Below are 16,465 nucleotides of genomic sequence, written 5' to 3' on the forward strand. Positions count from 1 at the left end.
CGCTGTCGAGACACGACAGACAGCGCCCTTAACGAACGAAGGGCCGGTGGCCGCCGCCAACACGAGGTTGAAGGCGGCCACCGGCCGCAGGGAAAAGAAATTACGCGGCGGGCTGCAGAACGACCTGGATCTCCAGGTCGATCGAGACGGCCTCACCCAGGGTGAGTCCACCGGCCTCGACGGCAGCGTTCCAGCTGACGCCGAACTCGCTGCGGTTGATCTTCGTGGAAGCGGTGACGCCGGCCTTCGTCTGTCCGTAGCCGTCGACGATAACGCCGCCGATCTCACCCTTGAGGGTGACGGACTTGGTGACGCCACGCAGGGTGAGGTCGCCAACGATGGTCAGGTCTTCGCCGTCAACCTCGAAGGAGGTGGACTTGAAGGTCATGGTGGGGTATTCCTCGACGAGGAAGAAGTCGCTCGTGCGCAGGTGGCCATCGCGGTCGGCCTGGCCGGTGTTCACGGAAGCGATGTCGACGGTGGCCTCGACGGTCGAGTCCTTGGGGTCCTCGGCGGTGACGACGGTGACGTCGAACTTCTCGAACGAGCCGCGGACCTTGCTGATCGCCAGGTGGCGAACGGAGAAGGTGAGGTCGGAGTGGGCCGGGTCAAGGGTCCAGGTTCCGGCGATGTACTTGGGGTCAGTTGTAACGGTCATAACACCATGCAAGCGTATGTTTCTGTGAACTATTCCCGATTTAGGTGACGTGTCACAAAAATTTATCCAGCGTTAACAATTGGCCGCGCGCGAACTACAGCTTCGTCCACGCTTCCGTGAGGACGGTTCGCAGAATTCCCTCGATCTCATCGAACTCTGCGGGGCCGATGGTCAGCGGGGGAGCGAGCTGGATGACGGGATCTCCGCGGTCGTCGGCACGACAGTAGAGACCTGCCTCGAAGAGTGCTTTCGAGAGGAATCCGCGAAGCAGGCGCTCCGACTCATCCGCATCAAAGGTTTCCTTCGTTGCCTTGTCCTTGACCAGCTCGATACCAAAGAAGTACCCGTCGCCGCGCACGTCGCCGACGATCGGCAGATCGCGCAACTTCTCGAGCGTCGCCCGGAACACGGGAGAGTTCTCCCGTACGTTTTCGAGCAGCTTCTCTTCCTCGAAGATGTCGAGGTTGGCGAGGGCAACGGCCGAGGACACCGGATGACCCCCAAACGTGTAGCCGTGATAGAAGGAGGTGTCGCCGTGCTTGAACGGTTCGTACAGCTTCTCGCTGATGATGGTTGCCCCGATGGGGGAGTAGCCGCTGGTCATGCCCTTCGCGCACGTGATCATGTCGGGCTGGAAGCCGTAGGTGGTCGAGGCGAACATGTTGCCGATCCGGCCGAAGCCGGTGATGACCTCGTCGGCGACCAGCAGCACGTCGTACTGGTCGCAAATCTCCCGCACGCGCTGGAAGTAGCCGGGAGGCGGAGGGAAGGCGCCGCCGCTGTTCTGCACGGGTTCGAGGAAGACGGCGGCAACCGTTTCCGGACCCTCGAACAGGATCATCTCCTCGATGCGGTTCGCCGCCCACTGGCCGAACAGGTACGGGTCGTCGCTCGGCGCACCCATTTCGGCCGCGCGATAGAAATTGGTGTTCGGTACGCGGAAGCCGCCGGGCGTCACGGGCTCGAACATTTCCTTCATGCCGGGGATGCCGGTGATGGCCAGTGCGCCCTGCGTGGTGCCGTGGTAGGCGACCGACCGGGAAATGACCTTGTGCTTGGTGGGGCGGCCCTGCAGCTTCCAGTAATACTTGGCGAGCTTGAACGCCGTCTCCACGGCCTCGCCGCCGCCGGAGGAGAAAAAGACACGATTGAGGTCGCCCGGTGCGTAGCCGGCGAGACGGTCGGCGAGTTCGATGGCGGCGGGGTGGGCGTACGACCAGAGCGGGAAGAAGGCCAGTTCTTCGGCCTGCTTGGCAGCGGCCTCGGCCAGACGCTTGCGCCCGTGACCCGCGTTGACGACGAAGAGTCCTGACAGCCCGTCGAAATACTTCTTGCCGGCGCTGTCCCAGATGTGATGGCCCGAGCCCTTGACGATGATGGGGACGCCACCGCCGTCCTCCATGATCGACTGGCGGTTGAAGTGCATCCAGAGGTGATCGCGCGCCTTTTGCTGAAGCTCCGCCTCGGAGAACTTGCTGCTGCCGGTCGCGCCGGCGGACGGGCTGACGTTCTGTTCCGTGGTTGTCATCGGGTTCCCCAGTTGTAGAACTGCTTGTGAAGTCGGAGGTAGACGAACGTCTCTGTGGAGAGCACGCCCGGGATCGCACGGATCCTCTTGTTGAGCAGCTCGATGAGATCGTCATCGTTCTCGCAGACCACCTCCGCGAGGATGTCGAAACTTCCCGCCGTGAGAACGACGTAGTCGACCGATGTGATCTGTGCGAGAGCGTCGGCGACGGTGGTCGTGTCTCCCGACACGCGAACGCCGATCATCGCCTGGCGATAAAACCCCAGCTGCATCGGGTCGGTGACCGCGACGACCTGCATCACGCCGGAGTCGGTCAGCTTCTGCACCCGCTGGCGCACGGCCGCCTCGCTGAGGCCGACGGCCTTGCCGATTTCCGCGTAGGAGCGACGTCCGTCGTTCTGCAGCTGTTCGATGATTGCCTTTGATACGTCATCGAGCTGAATCGGCTTCGAGCTGGGGGTCCTCTGAGGCGCACTCATGGGTTGATTGTGGCAGTGACAACAGCGCGATACAAGCGATTCCGCATCATTACGCGCGAATGACCATCGGAATCAGCAGGCGATGCGCCGTTGCCCCGCAGCATCGCGGACGAAGTGGGTGCCCGTAAAATACGTGATGAGTTACATCGGGGACTGAACTGCACCGACAATAGGACTGTGCACGAAGAACTCGACGATACTGTTGCCGCCCAACGCCCTTCCGGTGCCTCCGAGGCGACGTCGGAGCCAGACCTGGCAAACACCATCCGATCCAAATATGTGGTGTCAGCGGTAGCCGAGACAGTGCAGCCCAAACAGCGACCGAGAGATGCCAGCGGCGCTCTCGTTTCTGAGCCGGTCGCGCCAGCCCCGCCCGCGGCGCCCGCGATGTTCTACAGGTTCCGCATCTCCCGCACGGCGATCCCGCTCGATCTGCCCGCGTACATCGGACGCGCACCGCACCACCCGCGCATTGCGGCCGACCGGATGCCCCGTCTGGTGCGCGTTCCATCGCCGCTGCAGGAGGTGTCGTCCAGCCACCTCGAGATCCGCCAGCTCGGCATGACCGTGGTGGTCACCGACCTGAAATCGACCAACGGCACCATCGTCAGCGTGCCGGGAACCCAACCGCGCAAGCTCCGGCAGAGTGAGTCGCTTGTCGTGTCGCCCGGCACTCTCATCGACATCGGCGACGGAAACATCATCGAGATTCTCCCGATGCAGAGTCTCTGATGACCGAGATCGGCACGAGTACCGCCGAGTTCACGGTCGCGCTTCCGGGGCATCCCGAATCTGTCGTTCGCCTGTCCTGGGCAGCGGCGACCGACGTCGGAAAGCGGCGCCGGGCGAACGAGGACAGCTATGTCGCCCGGTCACCCATGTTCGCCGTAGCCGACGGTATGGGCGGTCACGCCGCGGGGGACCTTGCCAGCGCCGCTGTTGTCACGCGCCTTGCAGAAATGACAACGACAGACTTTCTTTCGGCCGCCGCGGTGGACACGGCACTTGTCCGTGCCACGGAGGACATCGATGTCGTGAGCGTCGGTAACGACATGGGCGTCGGAACCACGGCGACGGGCGCGATCCTTGCCGTCGAGGGTGGCAAGCCATACTTCGGTGTCTTTAACGTCGGTGACAGCCGGGTCTATAGCTACACGCCGCACGAGCTGGTGCAGGTGACGACCGACCATTCGGTGGTGCAGGAGATGGTCGATTCCGGTCTGATCAGCAGGGCACAGGCGGAGATTCATCCGGACAGCAACATCATCACCCGTGCGGTGGGCTTCGGGGAAGCACCCGAGGTGGACTACTGGCTGGTGCCCATGCGGGCGGGACTTCGTTTGCTCATTTGCTCCGACGGGCTGACCAAGGAAGTGGACGACCACGGGCTCCTGGCGGAACTCGCCGCCGGCCACAGTGCGCTGGACACGGCCGCTGCCCTCGTGCAGGCGGCTCTCGATGCCGGAGGTCGCGACAACGTGACCACGATCATCGTCGACGTACTGTCGGTACCCGCCGAAAATTAGGCACGAAACGCCGCCCCCCGTTCGGGGGTAGAGGCGGCTAAACCGTGACATGGCCTGCCTACAATGGACAGATCTGTCGACTGGGCGAAGGGGTGGACCTTGGTACGACGCCTTCCGTCCGTGCCTCCGGTGCTTCCGGGGTTCTCCCACGTGCACGTCCTCGGCTCCGGTGGCTTCGCCGACGTTTTCCTGTTCGAGCAGAATATGCCTCGCCGCCAGGTCGCCGTCAAGGTGATGCTCAGCGAGGTTGTCAACGACCAGGTGCGGCAGATGTTCCAGGCCGAGGCGAACCTCATGGCACAGCTCAGCGCACATCCGTCGATCCTCACCGTGTACCAGGCGAGCGTGTCATCCGATGGGCGTCCGTACCTGGTGATGGAGCTGTGCTCCTCGTCGCTGAGCACGCGCTACCGCAAGGAACGCATTCCCGTCGCCGAGGTGTTGCGGATTGCGGTCAAGATCGGCAGCGCCGTCGAGACCGCGCACCGTGCGGGAGTGCTCCACCGTGACATCAAGCCCAGCAATATTCTGCTGACGGCATATGGGCATCCGGTGCTGTCCGACTTCGGTATCGCTGCGACGCGGAGCGAGATGGAGGGTCAGGAATCCGTCGGGATGTCGATCCCCTGGTCGGCCCCGGAGGTGCTTCTCGATGAAACCCCGGGAAGCGTCGCGTCCGAGGTGTGGTCGTTGTCGGCAACCGTGTACTCCCTCCTGGCTGGGAGGTCGCCATTTGAAGCGCCCGGGGGGTCGAATTCGTCCACGGACGTCATCAACCGCATCACCAAGGCGAAGCCCTTGCCCATTGGTCGCCCCGATGTGCCGGCGAGTCTCGAGCGCGTGCTCGCGGCCGGAATGGCCCGGAAACCCGAAAACCGCCCCGGGAGTGTGCTCGAGCTGATCCACGAGTTCCAGGCGATCGAGAGCGAGCTGGGCGTGGCCCAGACCGCCATCGAGGTGGCCATGGATGACTGGGCCCTGGCGACCGTTGCTGACTTCGAAGACCGCACTGCTGTTCGCGGTGTCGCAAGCTCGCTCGCTCGCCCGGGCGCGCGACGTCGCCGCCGCAGCGCGCTGGCAAACTCGATTCCCTCGGCCAGTAGTGTCGCGGTGCTCGAGAGCAATCCGTCCGTGCGGTCCGCCAGCGCGACCACGGAGCCGAAGAAGAGCATGCAGACTCTCGCGTGGGTACTCCTGGCCAGCGCCATCGTCGTAATTGCGCTGGGAGTCACCGCCACCTTCATTCTCGTTCGGGCGGGCAACACGAGCATTCCCGTGGTCGCTGATGTCCAGGCATCCGTGTCCGCACGGTCGGTGGAATTCACCTGGCAGGATCCGGGCATTGCCGCTACCGACACCTTCCAGATCACGGCGGACGGGCAGGTCAGCAATCAGCGATCGACCAGCTTTGTGGTGGATGCGACCGCGGGCGACCGGGTGTGCGTGACCGTGTCGGTCAATCGTGACGGTAAGACGGGGTCGGCCAGCGGCGAAAAGTGCGTGGACGTCGGAGAATGACGCGGCGTCGTGATTAGGACATGGATACGCCGCCACCGCTCGCTGTTCTTTACCGTGACCAGTGGAGTGGTTGTTGCGGCACTCATCGTCGTCGTCGCCGTGACGTCGACGGGGTTCACCGCGCAGAAACTTGACCTTGGCGACGCCGCCGTGTGGGTGTCGAACGGGTCCAAGCAGGCCGTCGGTCGGGCAAACACCGAGGTGCTCGAGCTCAATTCGGTGGTGTCCGGAACCGGCAGCGACGTTGATGTTTTGCAGGGTGGGTCGACGGTGCTCGCCCTCGACCACGGCACGAGCAAGCTGGACATCATCGATCCGGCGACGTCGGCTATCTCTGACAGCGTCCCGCTGCCGCCGAGTCGTCCGCAGGTCTACCTGGCCGGTGACACAGCGGTCATTCTCGCCCGCGGGACGGGGCAGCTGTGGATCACGCCGGTCAGCCAGCTCAGCACATTCGATGCGGAGGCGACGCCCACCCTGAGCCTTGGCGCCGACACCATCGCGAGCATGGATGATGACGGTCGTATGTTCGTCTACTCACCGACCGCTGGTGCCGTCTACCGCATCGACCCGGAGGTTTCCGATGCGGTCCGGTCGACGGACAAGGTCACGATTCCGGCGACCGGCGATCTCAGCATCACCTCCGCGGGCGCACGCTGGGTCGTGCTGGACGCGACCGCCCGGCTGCTCTACACGGCCGATGGAACAGCGAGCGTCCCCGATCTGGCCGCGGCGGCGATCCTTCAGCAGCCCGGAGGGGATGCGACCCGGGTGCTCGTCGCAGACTCCACGGGGGTCTATTCCGCGGCCCTGCCGTCCCGCGTGGTCACCAAGATCGACACCGGGCGGTCGGGGACGGCCGCGGCCCCCCTTATCTCCGGCGGCTGCGTCTTCACCGCATGGACGAGCGGCCAGGCTTGGCGGCAGTGCGCGAACGATCCGGCGGAGGGGTCCGTCCTCCCACTCTCCGCGATGCCCGCCAACGCGGAGCTTGGCTTCCACAGCAACGGCGACCGCGTGCTCCTCAATGACGGACTCGCGGGCGACTCGTGGGCGGTGCAGGCTTCGGGAGAGCTCATCAACAACTGGGCGGAGCTCATCCCGCCCGACGCAGACCAGTCGCAGCAAGACAATAACGAAGACACCCCTCCAGAGCAGGACAAGATCCAGCAGCCGCCGGTGGCAGTGGATGACTCGTTCGGAGCTCGCCCCGGGCGCGCAAGCGTGCTGCCCGTGCTGCTCAATGACTACGACCCCAACGGGGACGTGCTGGCCATCGACAGCGTCGGTGAGCTCGACGGCAGTTTCGGGCACATCGACCTGATCAACGACGGCCAACAGTTGCAGATCACTGTGACGGACGAGGCGTCGGGATCGGCGACGATCCGGTACACGATCAGTGACGGGCGGGGTGGGACTGCGTCCGCCTCGGTGAAGGTGACCGTACGCACTCCCGCGCAGAACTCACCTCCGCAGCAGGTGCGATCGAGTACCGCGACGGTGGCGACCGGTGGACGGGTGACCACGCAGGTGCTGGGCGACTGGGTTGACCCCGACGGTGACGCGTTCTTCCTCAGCGCGGCATCCGCCCCCGCTCCCAATATTGTGACCTCGCGTCCGCAGGGGTCCGTGGTGTTCACGGACTCCGGTTCCGGGGCCGCGCTCAAGCAGGTGGCAATCGTTGTGTCGGATGGCTCGGCCGAGGGCACGGGAACCATCGCCATTACCGTGCGCGCCCAGGGCAAGGTTCCCATCGTCGCCGATCCCTTTATCGTGGTCGTCACCGCGAACTCCGAGGTGACGGTTCTCCCGCTCGAACACGTGCGGGGAGGAACCGGCGCGGTGCGGCTCAACAGCGTGCCCGCGCGCACGGGGTCGACAGTCACCCCCAGCTACGAGGCGGGATCATTCCGCTTTACGAGTTCGCAGGTCGGCACCCACTACCTCGATTACGTGGTCACCGACGGTGACCTGTCGGCGACCGGCGTGGTGCGGGTAGAAGTCATCTCGCCTCCCGACGCCAACGCAAAGCCCGTCACCATTCCGAAGACGGTGTTTGTGCGGTCGCTGCAGACCGAGCGCGTGGACGTTGCCGGAACCGACATCGACCCGGCCGGAGGTGTCTTGCTCGTCACGGGAATCTCCGGTCTTCCCACCGCGTCCGGCGTCTCCACCGAGGTGCTCGAGCAGCGGTATGTGCAGGTGCGGCTGAGCGCCCCGATCGACCAGCCGGTGACCTTCAACTACACCGTCAGCAACGGGCTCGCCGAGGCGCAGGGGATCATCACTGTCATCGAGATCGCCTCCCCGAGCCGGTTGCAGCCGCCCGTCGCCAACGATGACGAGATCACCGTGCGAGTCGGGGCGGCCATCGATATCCCGGTGCTCGACAATGACGAGCACCCGGACGGCGAAGCGCTGACCCTGCTTCCCACCCTCGCCCGTGGTCTCCCTTCCGGCGCCGGTCTGCTCTTCGGCTCCGGCCGCGTGCTGCGCTACCTTGCCCCCGATCACACGGGCAACTTCACCGCCGTGTATCAGGTCGACGGCCCGGACGGCCAGAGCGCGCGGGCGCAGGTGCGCATCGCCGTGCGCGAGGCGGATGTCGCCACGAACAACGCTCCCGTGCCGTCGCCGATCGTCGCGCGGGCGCTCGCGGGGGAGACGGTGACCATCGCCGTCCCGCTGTCGGGCATCGACCCCGACGGTGACTCTGTGCAACTCATCGGCCAGGCCACGAACCCGCAGAAGGGGTCGGTGGTGAGCGTCGATGCCGACTCGATCACCTACCGTGCCGGTGACTACTCCGTGGGAACGGACAGCTTCACGTACACGGTCGTCGACGCGCTCGGAGCGCGCGCGACCGGGACCGTCCGTGTCGGAATCACCGCGCGGGCGGATGGCGCCAGGAATCCCGTCGCGATCCTCGACGAGATCACCGTGCGTCCGGGGGTCACCGTCTCGGTGCAGGTGCTCGCCAACGATTCCGACCCCGACGGCCGGCCGCTGCACGTCGTGAGCGTTGTTCCGAACGATCCGGTCACCCGCGCCTCGGTCGCCAACGAGCTGGTGTCGATCCGTCCACCTGACGTGCCGGGAACGTACGGTGTCGTCTACACGATTGACAACGGGTTCGGCGGGACGAGCTCGAACTTCGTCCGAGTGACCGTCGACCCGAATGCTCCTCTTGCCTTCCCGGTCGCGGGGGACACGGTGCTGACGCTCACCGACATCCTCGACCACCCGACCGTGGACGTCGCGGTGCTCGGCCACGTGTTCTTTGCCGACGGAAGTCCGTCCGCGCTCGGCGTGACCATCGATCCCGCTTACAGTTCGCGTGCGCAGGTGCTCGCCAACAAGCGCGTCCGGGTGACCGTGGAGAACGACAGCCAGATCATCCCGTTCCGGGTCAGCCATCCCCAGGACCCCAACGTCTTCTCCTACGCCTTCATCTGGGTGCCCGGATTCCGGGATGCCCTGCCCCAGCTCAACCGCAACGCGCCCGCCCTCACGGTCGCCAGCGAGGCGAAGCTCGTGATCCACCTCAATGATTACGTGCTCGCCGTCGGCGACAAGACGGTTCGGCTCACCGACGCCGGTTCGGTGACCGCCACGCACAGCAACGGAACCAACCTCGTCGTTGGGCCCGAGACCCTCACCTTCACCTCGGCGGACCGCTATTTCGGCGCAGCATCGATCTCCTTCGAAGTGACGGACGGGGAATCAGCGGATGACCCGAATGGGCACACCGCGATTCTGGTGCTGCCCATCACGGTGTTGCCGCGTGAGAACCAGCCACCCACGTTTGCCGGCGCGGTGCTCGAGGTCGAGCCCGCGGAGTCGAAGCAGATCGACCTCGTGCGACTGACCAACTACCCCTACCCGGACGACACCGGCGAGCTGGTCTACACCGTCCTGAGCCCGCTTCCCGTCGGATTCACCTATGCCCTGTCCGGCCACCTCCTCACCCTGCGAGCCAACGAATCCGCCGCCACCGGCAGCATCACCAACATTTCCATCGGAGTGCGGGACAGCGCGTCGACCGGCCAGGCGGGACGCATCCAGCTCAACGTGGTGCCCTCGACGAAACCGCTGGCAACCGCGGCGACGGACGTGACCCAGGTGCGCCGGGGCGAGACATCCACCGTCGACGTCCTCGCCAACGACGCGGCGACCAACCCGTTCCCGGCGACGCCGCTGAGGGTCGTCGCGATCAGGGGAGTGGGAGGCAACCAGCTTCCCAAGGGCATCGCAGTCTCGCCCAGCCGCGACAAGAGCGAGCTCGCCGTGACGGTCGCCGCGTCCGCGAAGCCAGGCGAGACGGAACTTCAATATCAGATAGCGGATGCCACGGACGACCCCAACCGGTACGTGTGGGGCACCGTGCGCATCTCCGTGCAGGACAGGCCCGACCCGGTCTCCAATGTGCGGGTGGCGAGCTTCGCCGATCGGCAGCTCACCGTCGCCTGGAACAGTGGATCGTCGAACAACTCGCCGCTGACCGGGTACCACGTGGATCTCGCCGACCCGGCGACCGGCGCCGTGCTGGGAAGCGCCGACTGTGCCGGAGCGCAGTGTGAGGTCGCCACTCCGGGCAACGGACCGGACAACGCCGTGCGAATCGTGGTCGTCGCGAAGAATGCCGTGGGTGATTCCGACCCGGCGCAGAACGCCACCAACGTCTGGTCGGATGTGGTTCCGGATGCCCCCGCCAACGTGACCGCGACGCCGCTTGACCACGGCTTCCGCGTCCGCTGGGCCAAACCCGTCAACTCAGGCGGCGGTTCCGAGATCACGAAGTACGTCCTTGACGTCGACGGTCTGCCGACGATCGAGGTGAGCGTGAACCCGCTGGACGCGCCCGGCACGCAGTACAGCCGCACCGTCACCGACCCCGGCATCGCGAACGGGTCGACCGTCGCGTTCAGCATCTCGTCGAGGAATTCGGCGGCGTCGACGCTCGCCTCGTGGAAGAAGGCAACCGGAGCGGCGCATCCGGCCGGCGATCCCGACCGCAAGGCCGCGCCGACCGCCTCCGCCGACATCGGCGAGGGAACGACCGCGACGCTCACCTGGCCGGGCGGATTCTCCGACGACGGACGGCCGATCACCGAGTACTTCGCGGCGGTCTACACGAACGTCGCTCCGCTGTGCACGGTGGCGGGTGACCTCCCGGGACTGCCGCAGGTGGGTATCGCGAGTCCCGTGATCAAGCACGTGGGAACCGCGACGAGCACCACGTTCACGGGGCTGGCCCCGGACACACGCTACAAGTTTGTGGTGTTTGCCTTCAACGGTATGGGGTGCACCTCGAGCGTCGTCGTCGAAGCGACTCCCCGGGCACGGCCGGGCACCGTTACCTCGATTTCCACCCTGGCGGCGGACGGGTCATCCACTCCCGAGCCGAACGGTGACTTCGCCTGGGATTACAAGCTGCGCTCGTTTACGACGACCACCATCGCCAGCCGCGCGTCCGACACGTTCATCTACAAGCTCAGCGGCGGGTCGATCGATGGCACGGAGCGCGGTCCGCGCACGCTGGGTTCCTTCCTCACGGCCGACGGCCAGCAGTATGGCGAGCGTGTGTCGGTGCAGGTCAAGGCCTGCCGTACGTATTCCGATGTCGGCACACCGCTGTGCAGCGCGAACTGGTCGGCGCCCTTCCCCGTGGGCGTGCCCGTGAGCAACAGCGCCCTCGGCGGACAGAACTTCACGCAGACTCCCGGCCAGGCCGTGCCGGCGCCGGACCCGACCGATCCCGCCGACCCGCCCGTCACGCCCGTGACGACGCCGGCGACCGGCCAGTACAGCTGGACGTCTGCGCCTGCCGGCAACGGATACGATGCGGTGACCTATTCGTGCGGCGGTGGTGAGAGCGCGCTCGGGTCTGGCGCGGGCACGTGTGACGTGACCGAGTCGACGACGACGGATGACTCGGGCACGGCGGTTCCGACGGGCGACTTCCCCAGCCTCACCGTCACGATCACGGCCAACGGAACGCAGTATGTGAGAACGTACACATGGCAAAGCTTTCACTCGTAATGGAGAACCAAGAATGACCATGACACCCGAACAGGCCATCTGGTTCTCGGAGACCTTCGCGCGTCTCGTCACGAACGTCGAGAAAGTGGTCATGGGGAAGACCTTTGTCATCCGACTCGGCTTCACCTCGCTGCTGAGCGGCGGGCACCTGCTGCTGGAGGATTTCCCCGGCACGGGAAAGACCTCCCTCGCGCGCGCCATGGCGCAGACGGTGCAGGGAACGAGCAGCCGGGTGCAGTTCACGCCCGACCTTCTGCCCGGCGACATCACCGGTGTCAGCATCTTCGATCAGCGCACCAACGACTTCGAGTTTCACCACGGGCCGATCTTCGCCAACATCGTGCTGGCCGACGAAATCAACAGGGCAAGCCCGAAGACCCAGGCGGCGTTGCTCGAGGTCATGGAGGAGGGACGGGTGACCGTTGACGGCGTCAGCCACGACGTGGGAAGCCCGTTCATGGTCATCGCGACCCAGAACCCCATTGAACAGGCGGGCACCTACCGGTTGCCCGAGGCGCAACTCGACCGTTTCCTCATGAAGACCTCGATCGGGTACCCCGACCACGCGTCGACCCTTCGCATTCTCGAGGGAGCGGAGACGTCCGCCCACACCGTGACGCTGAACAGCATCGTCACCGCGGAGGTCGTGCTGAGCATGGCAGCGCTGGCCCGTACCGTGCACGTCGACCCGTCCATCAATGACTACATTTCCCGTCTCGTCGACGCGACCCGGTCGGCCGTCGAGGTCAGGCTCGGCGTGAGCGTGCGCGGAGCGCTGGCGCTCGTGCGGGCTTCCAAGACACTCGCCGCCGCCAACGGCCGCCACTACGTGATTCCGGATGACGTCAAGGCGCTGGCCGAACCCGTGCTCGCGCACCGGCTGGTGTTGGACCCCGAGGCCGAGTTCGAGGGTGTCACCACCTCCAGCATCATCGCCCAGATCCTCATCGAGACTCCGCCACCGAGTGACAGGCAAGCCGTGTGAGCACGCGAACCGGTCGAACCACGTCGCGCTCCGTTGGCGCACGCTCGGTCACCGCACGTTCGACGCGGGCCGCCGACGCGTACTCGACGACCACAACCTCCGGACGCACGGATGGCCTGACGAATGCCCGTACCCGCATCGTCGGTACCCGGCAGGGACCGCTCGCCGACTTCGTGATCGCCGTGGTCCGGGTCTCCGGTGCCGCGCTGGTCAGTCTTCACCGCGTGACGAGACGTGCGACAGCCGTTGTGACTCCCGTCGGATGGGCGGTACTGCTCGCGACCCCCCTCGCCTTCGTGTTCGGGTACGGGCTGGGCTGGACCGAGCTTGTCGTCACGGGGTGGGCGCTGAGCGGTGTCCTGGTTCTCGCTGCCCTGTACCTGATCGGCCGCACGACGCTGTCCGTTGAGTTGCGCCTGGTTTCCCACCGCGTCGTCGTCGGTGAGGGGGCCGGGGGTTCCCTTGTTGTTCGGAACTCCCGTCGGCGGCGGGTGTTTGGCAGCACCGTGGAAGTACCCATCGGTCAGGGCCTCGCAGAATTCCCGCTTCCGAGCCTCGCCCGCGAATCACAGCTGGAGCGCGAGTTCATCCTGCCCACCGAGCGCCGGGGCATCGTGACGGTCGGGCCCGCGCGCACCGTGCGCGCCGATCCCATCGGGCTCGTCCGGCGTGAGCTTGTCTGGACGGACACGACCTCCCTCGTGGTGCACCCGCGCACGATCGCGATCCCCAGTACGACGACGGGATTCGTGCGCGACCTCGAGGGGAACGCGACGAGGGACCTCACCAGCAGTGACATCGCTTTCCACGCGTTGCGTGAGTATCAGCCCGGAGACGAACGCCGAAACATCCACTGGAAATCGACGGCGAAGACCGGTCGCTACATGGTGAGGCAATTCGAAGAGACCCGCCGAAGCCACCTGGTGATCGCGCTGAGCCTTGCACGCACCGACTATGCGACCGACGACGAGTTTGAGCTGGCTGTCAGCGCTGCCGGATCCCTCGGTGCGCGCGCGATCGCCGATACCCGGGACGTGACAGTCGTCGTCAGCGAGGCGACGCCGGAGTTTGCCAAGCGCAAGGTGTTCGCCGTTCGTCCGCTGTCCACCCTGACGCGGGCGCGTCTGCTCGACGATCTCGCCGTGGTGCAGAGCGCGGATACCGCGCTGAGGATCGAGGATGTCGCGCACGTGACGGCAGACCTCGTGACCGGTGTCTCCGTGGCGTTCCTCGTCTGCGGTTCCGGTGCGACCGTCGGTCAGCTCCGGGCGGCCTCCACCCAGTTCTCTGCCGGTGTCGAAGTCGTCGCGATCGTGTGCGACCCGGACACGGTTCCCGGGCTGCGCAGGGTGGCCGGTCTCAGCGTGTTTACGATCGGTTCCCTCCAGGACCTCCAGAAGTCGCTGGCACGATCGGCGGCGGTATGAGAGCCGCTCGGCCCAGCGCCAGCTTCATCGTCCTCAACACGCTCGCCCTGTGGCTCGCGGTGGGAGTCGCCGCGTGCGCGCTCTGGCCGATTTACCGCACCCCACAGGTCGTGGTCGTGGTGGCGGTCACCGTCGTCGTCGCCTCGCTCATTGCGATTCTCGGGGCGGTCTTCCGCTGGTCGGCACCCATCGTGGCCGGAGCAACCCTGCTCGCCTACTTCGCGTTCGGGGTACCGCTGGCGGTACCGTCGCAGGCCACGAGCGGTATCGTTCCCACGCTGACGGGTCTGCGCGAGCTGATCCTCGGGGCTGCGTTCGGGTGGAAACAGCTGCTGACCATTTCGCTGCCGGTGGGAAGTTACGAGTCGTTGCTGGTGCCGTTTTACCTGCTGATTCTGGTGGTGACGGTCGTCGCGGCATCCGTCGCCCTCCGCTCCCGCCATGGCGACCTTGCGGTGCTTGGCCCGATCGCCCTGTACGTGATTGCCCTCGTGTTCGGCGGCGAGACTCCGTTCTTGCCCGTGGTGCTGCCGCTCGCCCTGCTGTCGGTGACGCTGCTCTGGATCAGTTGGCGACGCTGGTACCGACGGCACGTCAGCATCCGCAGCCTGACGACCAAGCAGGATTCCGAGCGCACCAGCGCCGACAGCAGGTTCACCGGGGTTCGTGCGGGGATCGCTGCGACGGTGCTGCTCGCGATCGCCGCGGGGGCCGCCGTCGTGGTGGTTGCTGCCCTGCCCCCGGCAAGTGCGCGTGAGGTGCTCCGCGCGGCGACGGTGCAGCCGTTCGACCCGCGGGATTCCACGAGTCCGCTCGCAGCTTTCCGCACGTACTGGCAGGAGCCGACCGTCGACGACGTGCTGCTCACGGTGCGGGGACTGCCAAAGGGCGCACGGCTGAAGCTCGCCACGCTCGACAGTTACAACGGCGTCGTGTACTCGGTGGGAAGTTCGGTTGTCGACAGCGCGTCGGGCTCCTTCACCCGTCTGCCGTTCGAACTCGATCAGAGCGCCGTGCGGGGAACGCCCGCGACGCTCACGGTCGACGTCGGCGACTACGCGGGGATGTGGGTGCCGAGTGCCGGAGCGCTTGAGCGCTTCGCGGTGACCGGGGGAGCGGATGCCACGGAACTGCGCAATTCGTTCTACTACAACACCACCACGGGGTCGGCGGTCGTCCTGGACGGCCTCGCCGCCGGCGACAGCTACTCGATCGATACGGTTCTGCCGGATCAGCCCACGGTTGCGCAGTACCCCACCCTGCAGGCGGGGACGGCGCAGGTTCCGCCGCTCGGCGCTGTGCCGGCGGAACTCAACTCCGTTCTCGCGTCCTATGTGGCCGGCGTCAAGGGCCAGGGAAACCAGCTGGTGGCAATGCTCGCCGGGTTGGCCCGCGATGGGTACGTCAGCCACGGGGTGGGCGCGGACGCCGTACCGAGCCGATCCGGTCACTCCATCGACCGCATCAGCGAGTTGCTGACCGACCAGCGAATGATCGGCGACGCCGAACAGTTCTCGGTGACGGCCGCGCTGATGGCTCGGCAGCTGGGGTTCCCTGCCCGTGTCGTCATGGGATTCGTGCCCGAATCATCCGCCGACGTGCAGCAGGTGCGTGGGCGGGACGTGTCCGCCTGGGTGGAGGTCGATACCCGGGAGTACGGATGGGTCGCCATCGACCCCAACCCTGCGGTGCGCGACATCCCGGCAGAGCAGCCGCAGGACCCGACCCGCATCTCCCGTCCACAGAGCGTTGTGCCGCCGGTGGTCTCGGACCCCGCGCCCGTCGACCGCCAGACGACGCCGGACAGCGAACAGAACGACCCCGCCACGACGGACCCGGTGCTCGCGATAATCCTCGCCGTCGCTCGTGTCGTCGGGTGGGTTGCCGTGGGCGTCGCCGTGCTGATGGCCCCGTTCCTCGTCGTGATTGCGGCAAAGGTGCGCCGTCGGCGCAGGCGTCGCCGCGCGACATCCACTCTCGACAGAATTCGTGGCGGGTGGAGCGAGTTCGAGGACAGCGTGCTCGATCACGGATTTGACCCGCCGGCGACCGCGACCCGCAGTGAGGTGGCCGCCGTTGTCGGTGGGACGCAGCCGTTCGTGCTCGCGGCGGTGGCGGACCGTGCCGTGTTCTCTCCGTCCGAACCGGACGTGGCCGAGGCCGACCTCGTGTGGACGTCGGTTCGCGAGCTCACCGCCTCGCTGAACTCCGGCAAGACGCGGTGGCAGCGGCTGCGGGCGCGCATCTCGCTGCGCTCCATGGGCCGACGGATATAGTTGACGAAGGCTTTAGAACTGCGAGA

At 66.1% G+C, this 16,465-nt stretch carries 10 protein-coding genes; 7 read left to right on the forward strand and 3 right to left on the reverse strand.

The features are described from left to right. Window positions 1–100: 100 nt before the first annotated feature. The 3 genes from HB677_RS02285 to HB677_RS02295 all read right to left on the reverse strand — a co-directional run bounded on the left by HB677_RS02285 (window position 101) and on the right by HB677_RS02295 (window position 2,665). Window positions 101–658, reverse strand: a complete 558-nt coding sequence (locus HB677_RS02285) for a YceI family protein (protein ID WP_213814015.1) — start codon at window positions 656–658, stop codon at window positions 101–103. Between the two features lie 94 nt (window positions 659–752). Continuing rightward, window positions 753–2,186: an aspartate aminotransferase family protein gene (locus HB677_RS02290; protein ID WP_213814016.1), complete on the reverse strand. Its 1,434-nt coding sequence runs from the start codon at window positions 2,184–2,186 to the stop codon at window positions 753–755. After that, window positions 2,183–2,665: an Lrp/AsnC family transcriptional regulator gene (locus HB677_RS02295; RefSeq protein ID WP_213814017.1), complete on the reverse strand. Its 483-nt coding sequence runs from the start codon at window positions 2,663–2,665 to the stop codon at window positions 2,183–2,185. Before HB677_RS02295 ends, HB677_RS02290 begins: the two co-directional genes overlap by 4 nt. A 177-nt stretch (window positions 2,666–2,842) precedes the next feature. On the opposite strand from HB677_RS02295, the gene HB677_RS18720 reads away from it, so the two are divergent. The 7 genes from HB677_RS18720 (at window position 2,843) to HB677_RS02330 (ending at window position 16,439) form a co-directional block, all read left to right on the forward strand. Next, window positions 2,843–3,397, forward strand: coding sequence for an FHA domain-containing protein (locus HB677_RS18720; RefSeq protein WP_213814018.1), 555 nt, complete (start codon window positions 2,843–2,845; stop codon window positions 3,395–3,397). Continuing rightward, window positions 3,397–4,191, forward strand: coding sequence for a PP2C family serine/threonine-protein phosphatase (locus HB677_RS02305; protein WP_213814019.1), 795 nt, complete (start codon window positions 3,397–3,399; stop codon window positions 4,189–4,191). Before HB677_RS18720 ends, HB677_RS02305 begins: the two co-directional genes overlap by 1 nt. 63 nt (window positions 4,192–4,254) lie before the next feature. Then, complete coding sequence (locus tag HB677_RS02310; RefSeq protein WP_213814020.1) at window positions 4,255–5,709, forward strand: serine/threonine-protein kinase; 1,455 nt, start codon at window positions 4,255–4,257, stop codon at window positions 5,707–5,709. 66 nt (window positions 5,710–5,775) lie between these two features. Further along, window positions 5,776–11,751: an Ig-like domain-containing protein gene (locus HB677_RS02315; protein WP_213814021.1), complete on the forward strand. Its 5,976-nt coding sequence runs from the start codon at window positions 5,776–5,778 to the stop codon at window positions 11,749–11,751. Window positions 11,752–11,764: 13 nt separating this feature from the next. Next, window positions 11,765–12,736: a MoxR family ATPase gene (locus HB677_RS02320; RefSeq protein ID WP_213814022.1), complete on the forward strand. Its 972-nt coding sequence runs from the start codon at window positions 11,765–11,767 to the stop codon at window positions 12,734–12,736. Then, window positions 12,733–14,163, forward strand: a complete 1,431-nt coding sequence (locus HB677_RS02325) for a DUF58 domain-containing protein (protein ID WP_307852445.1) — start codon at window positions 12,733–12,735, stop codon at window positions 14,161–14,163. Before HB677_RS02320 ends, HB677_RS02325 begins: the two co-directional genes overlap by 4 nt. Then, the gene (locus tag HB677_RS02330; protein WP_213814023.1) at window positions 14,160–16,439 is read left to right on the forward strand and encodes a transglutaminase-like domain-containing protein; all 2,280 of its coding nucleotides are present in this window, start codon (window positions 14,160–14,162) and stop codon (window positions 16,437–16,439) included. Before HB677_RS02325 ends, HB677_RS02330 begins: the two co-directional genes overlap by 4 nt. Window positions 16,440–16,465: the final 26 nt, after the last annotated feature.

Source organism: Glaciihabitans sp. dw_435, from assembly GCF_018449675.1.
Classification (GTDB): Bacteria; Actinomycetota; Actinomycetes; order Actinomycetales; family Microbacteriaceae; genus Glaciihabitans.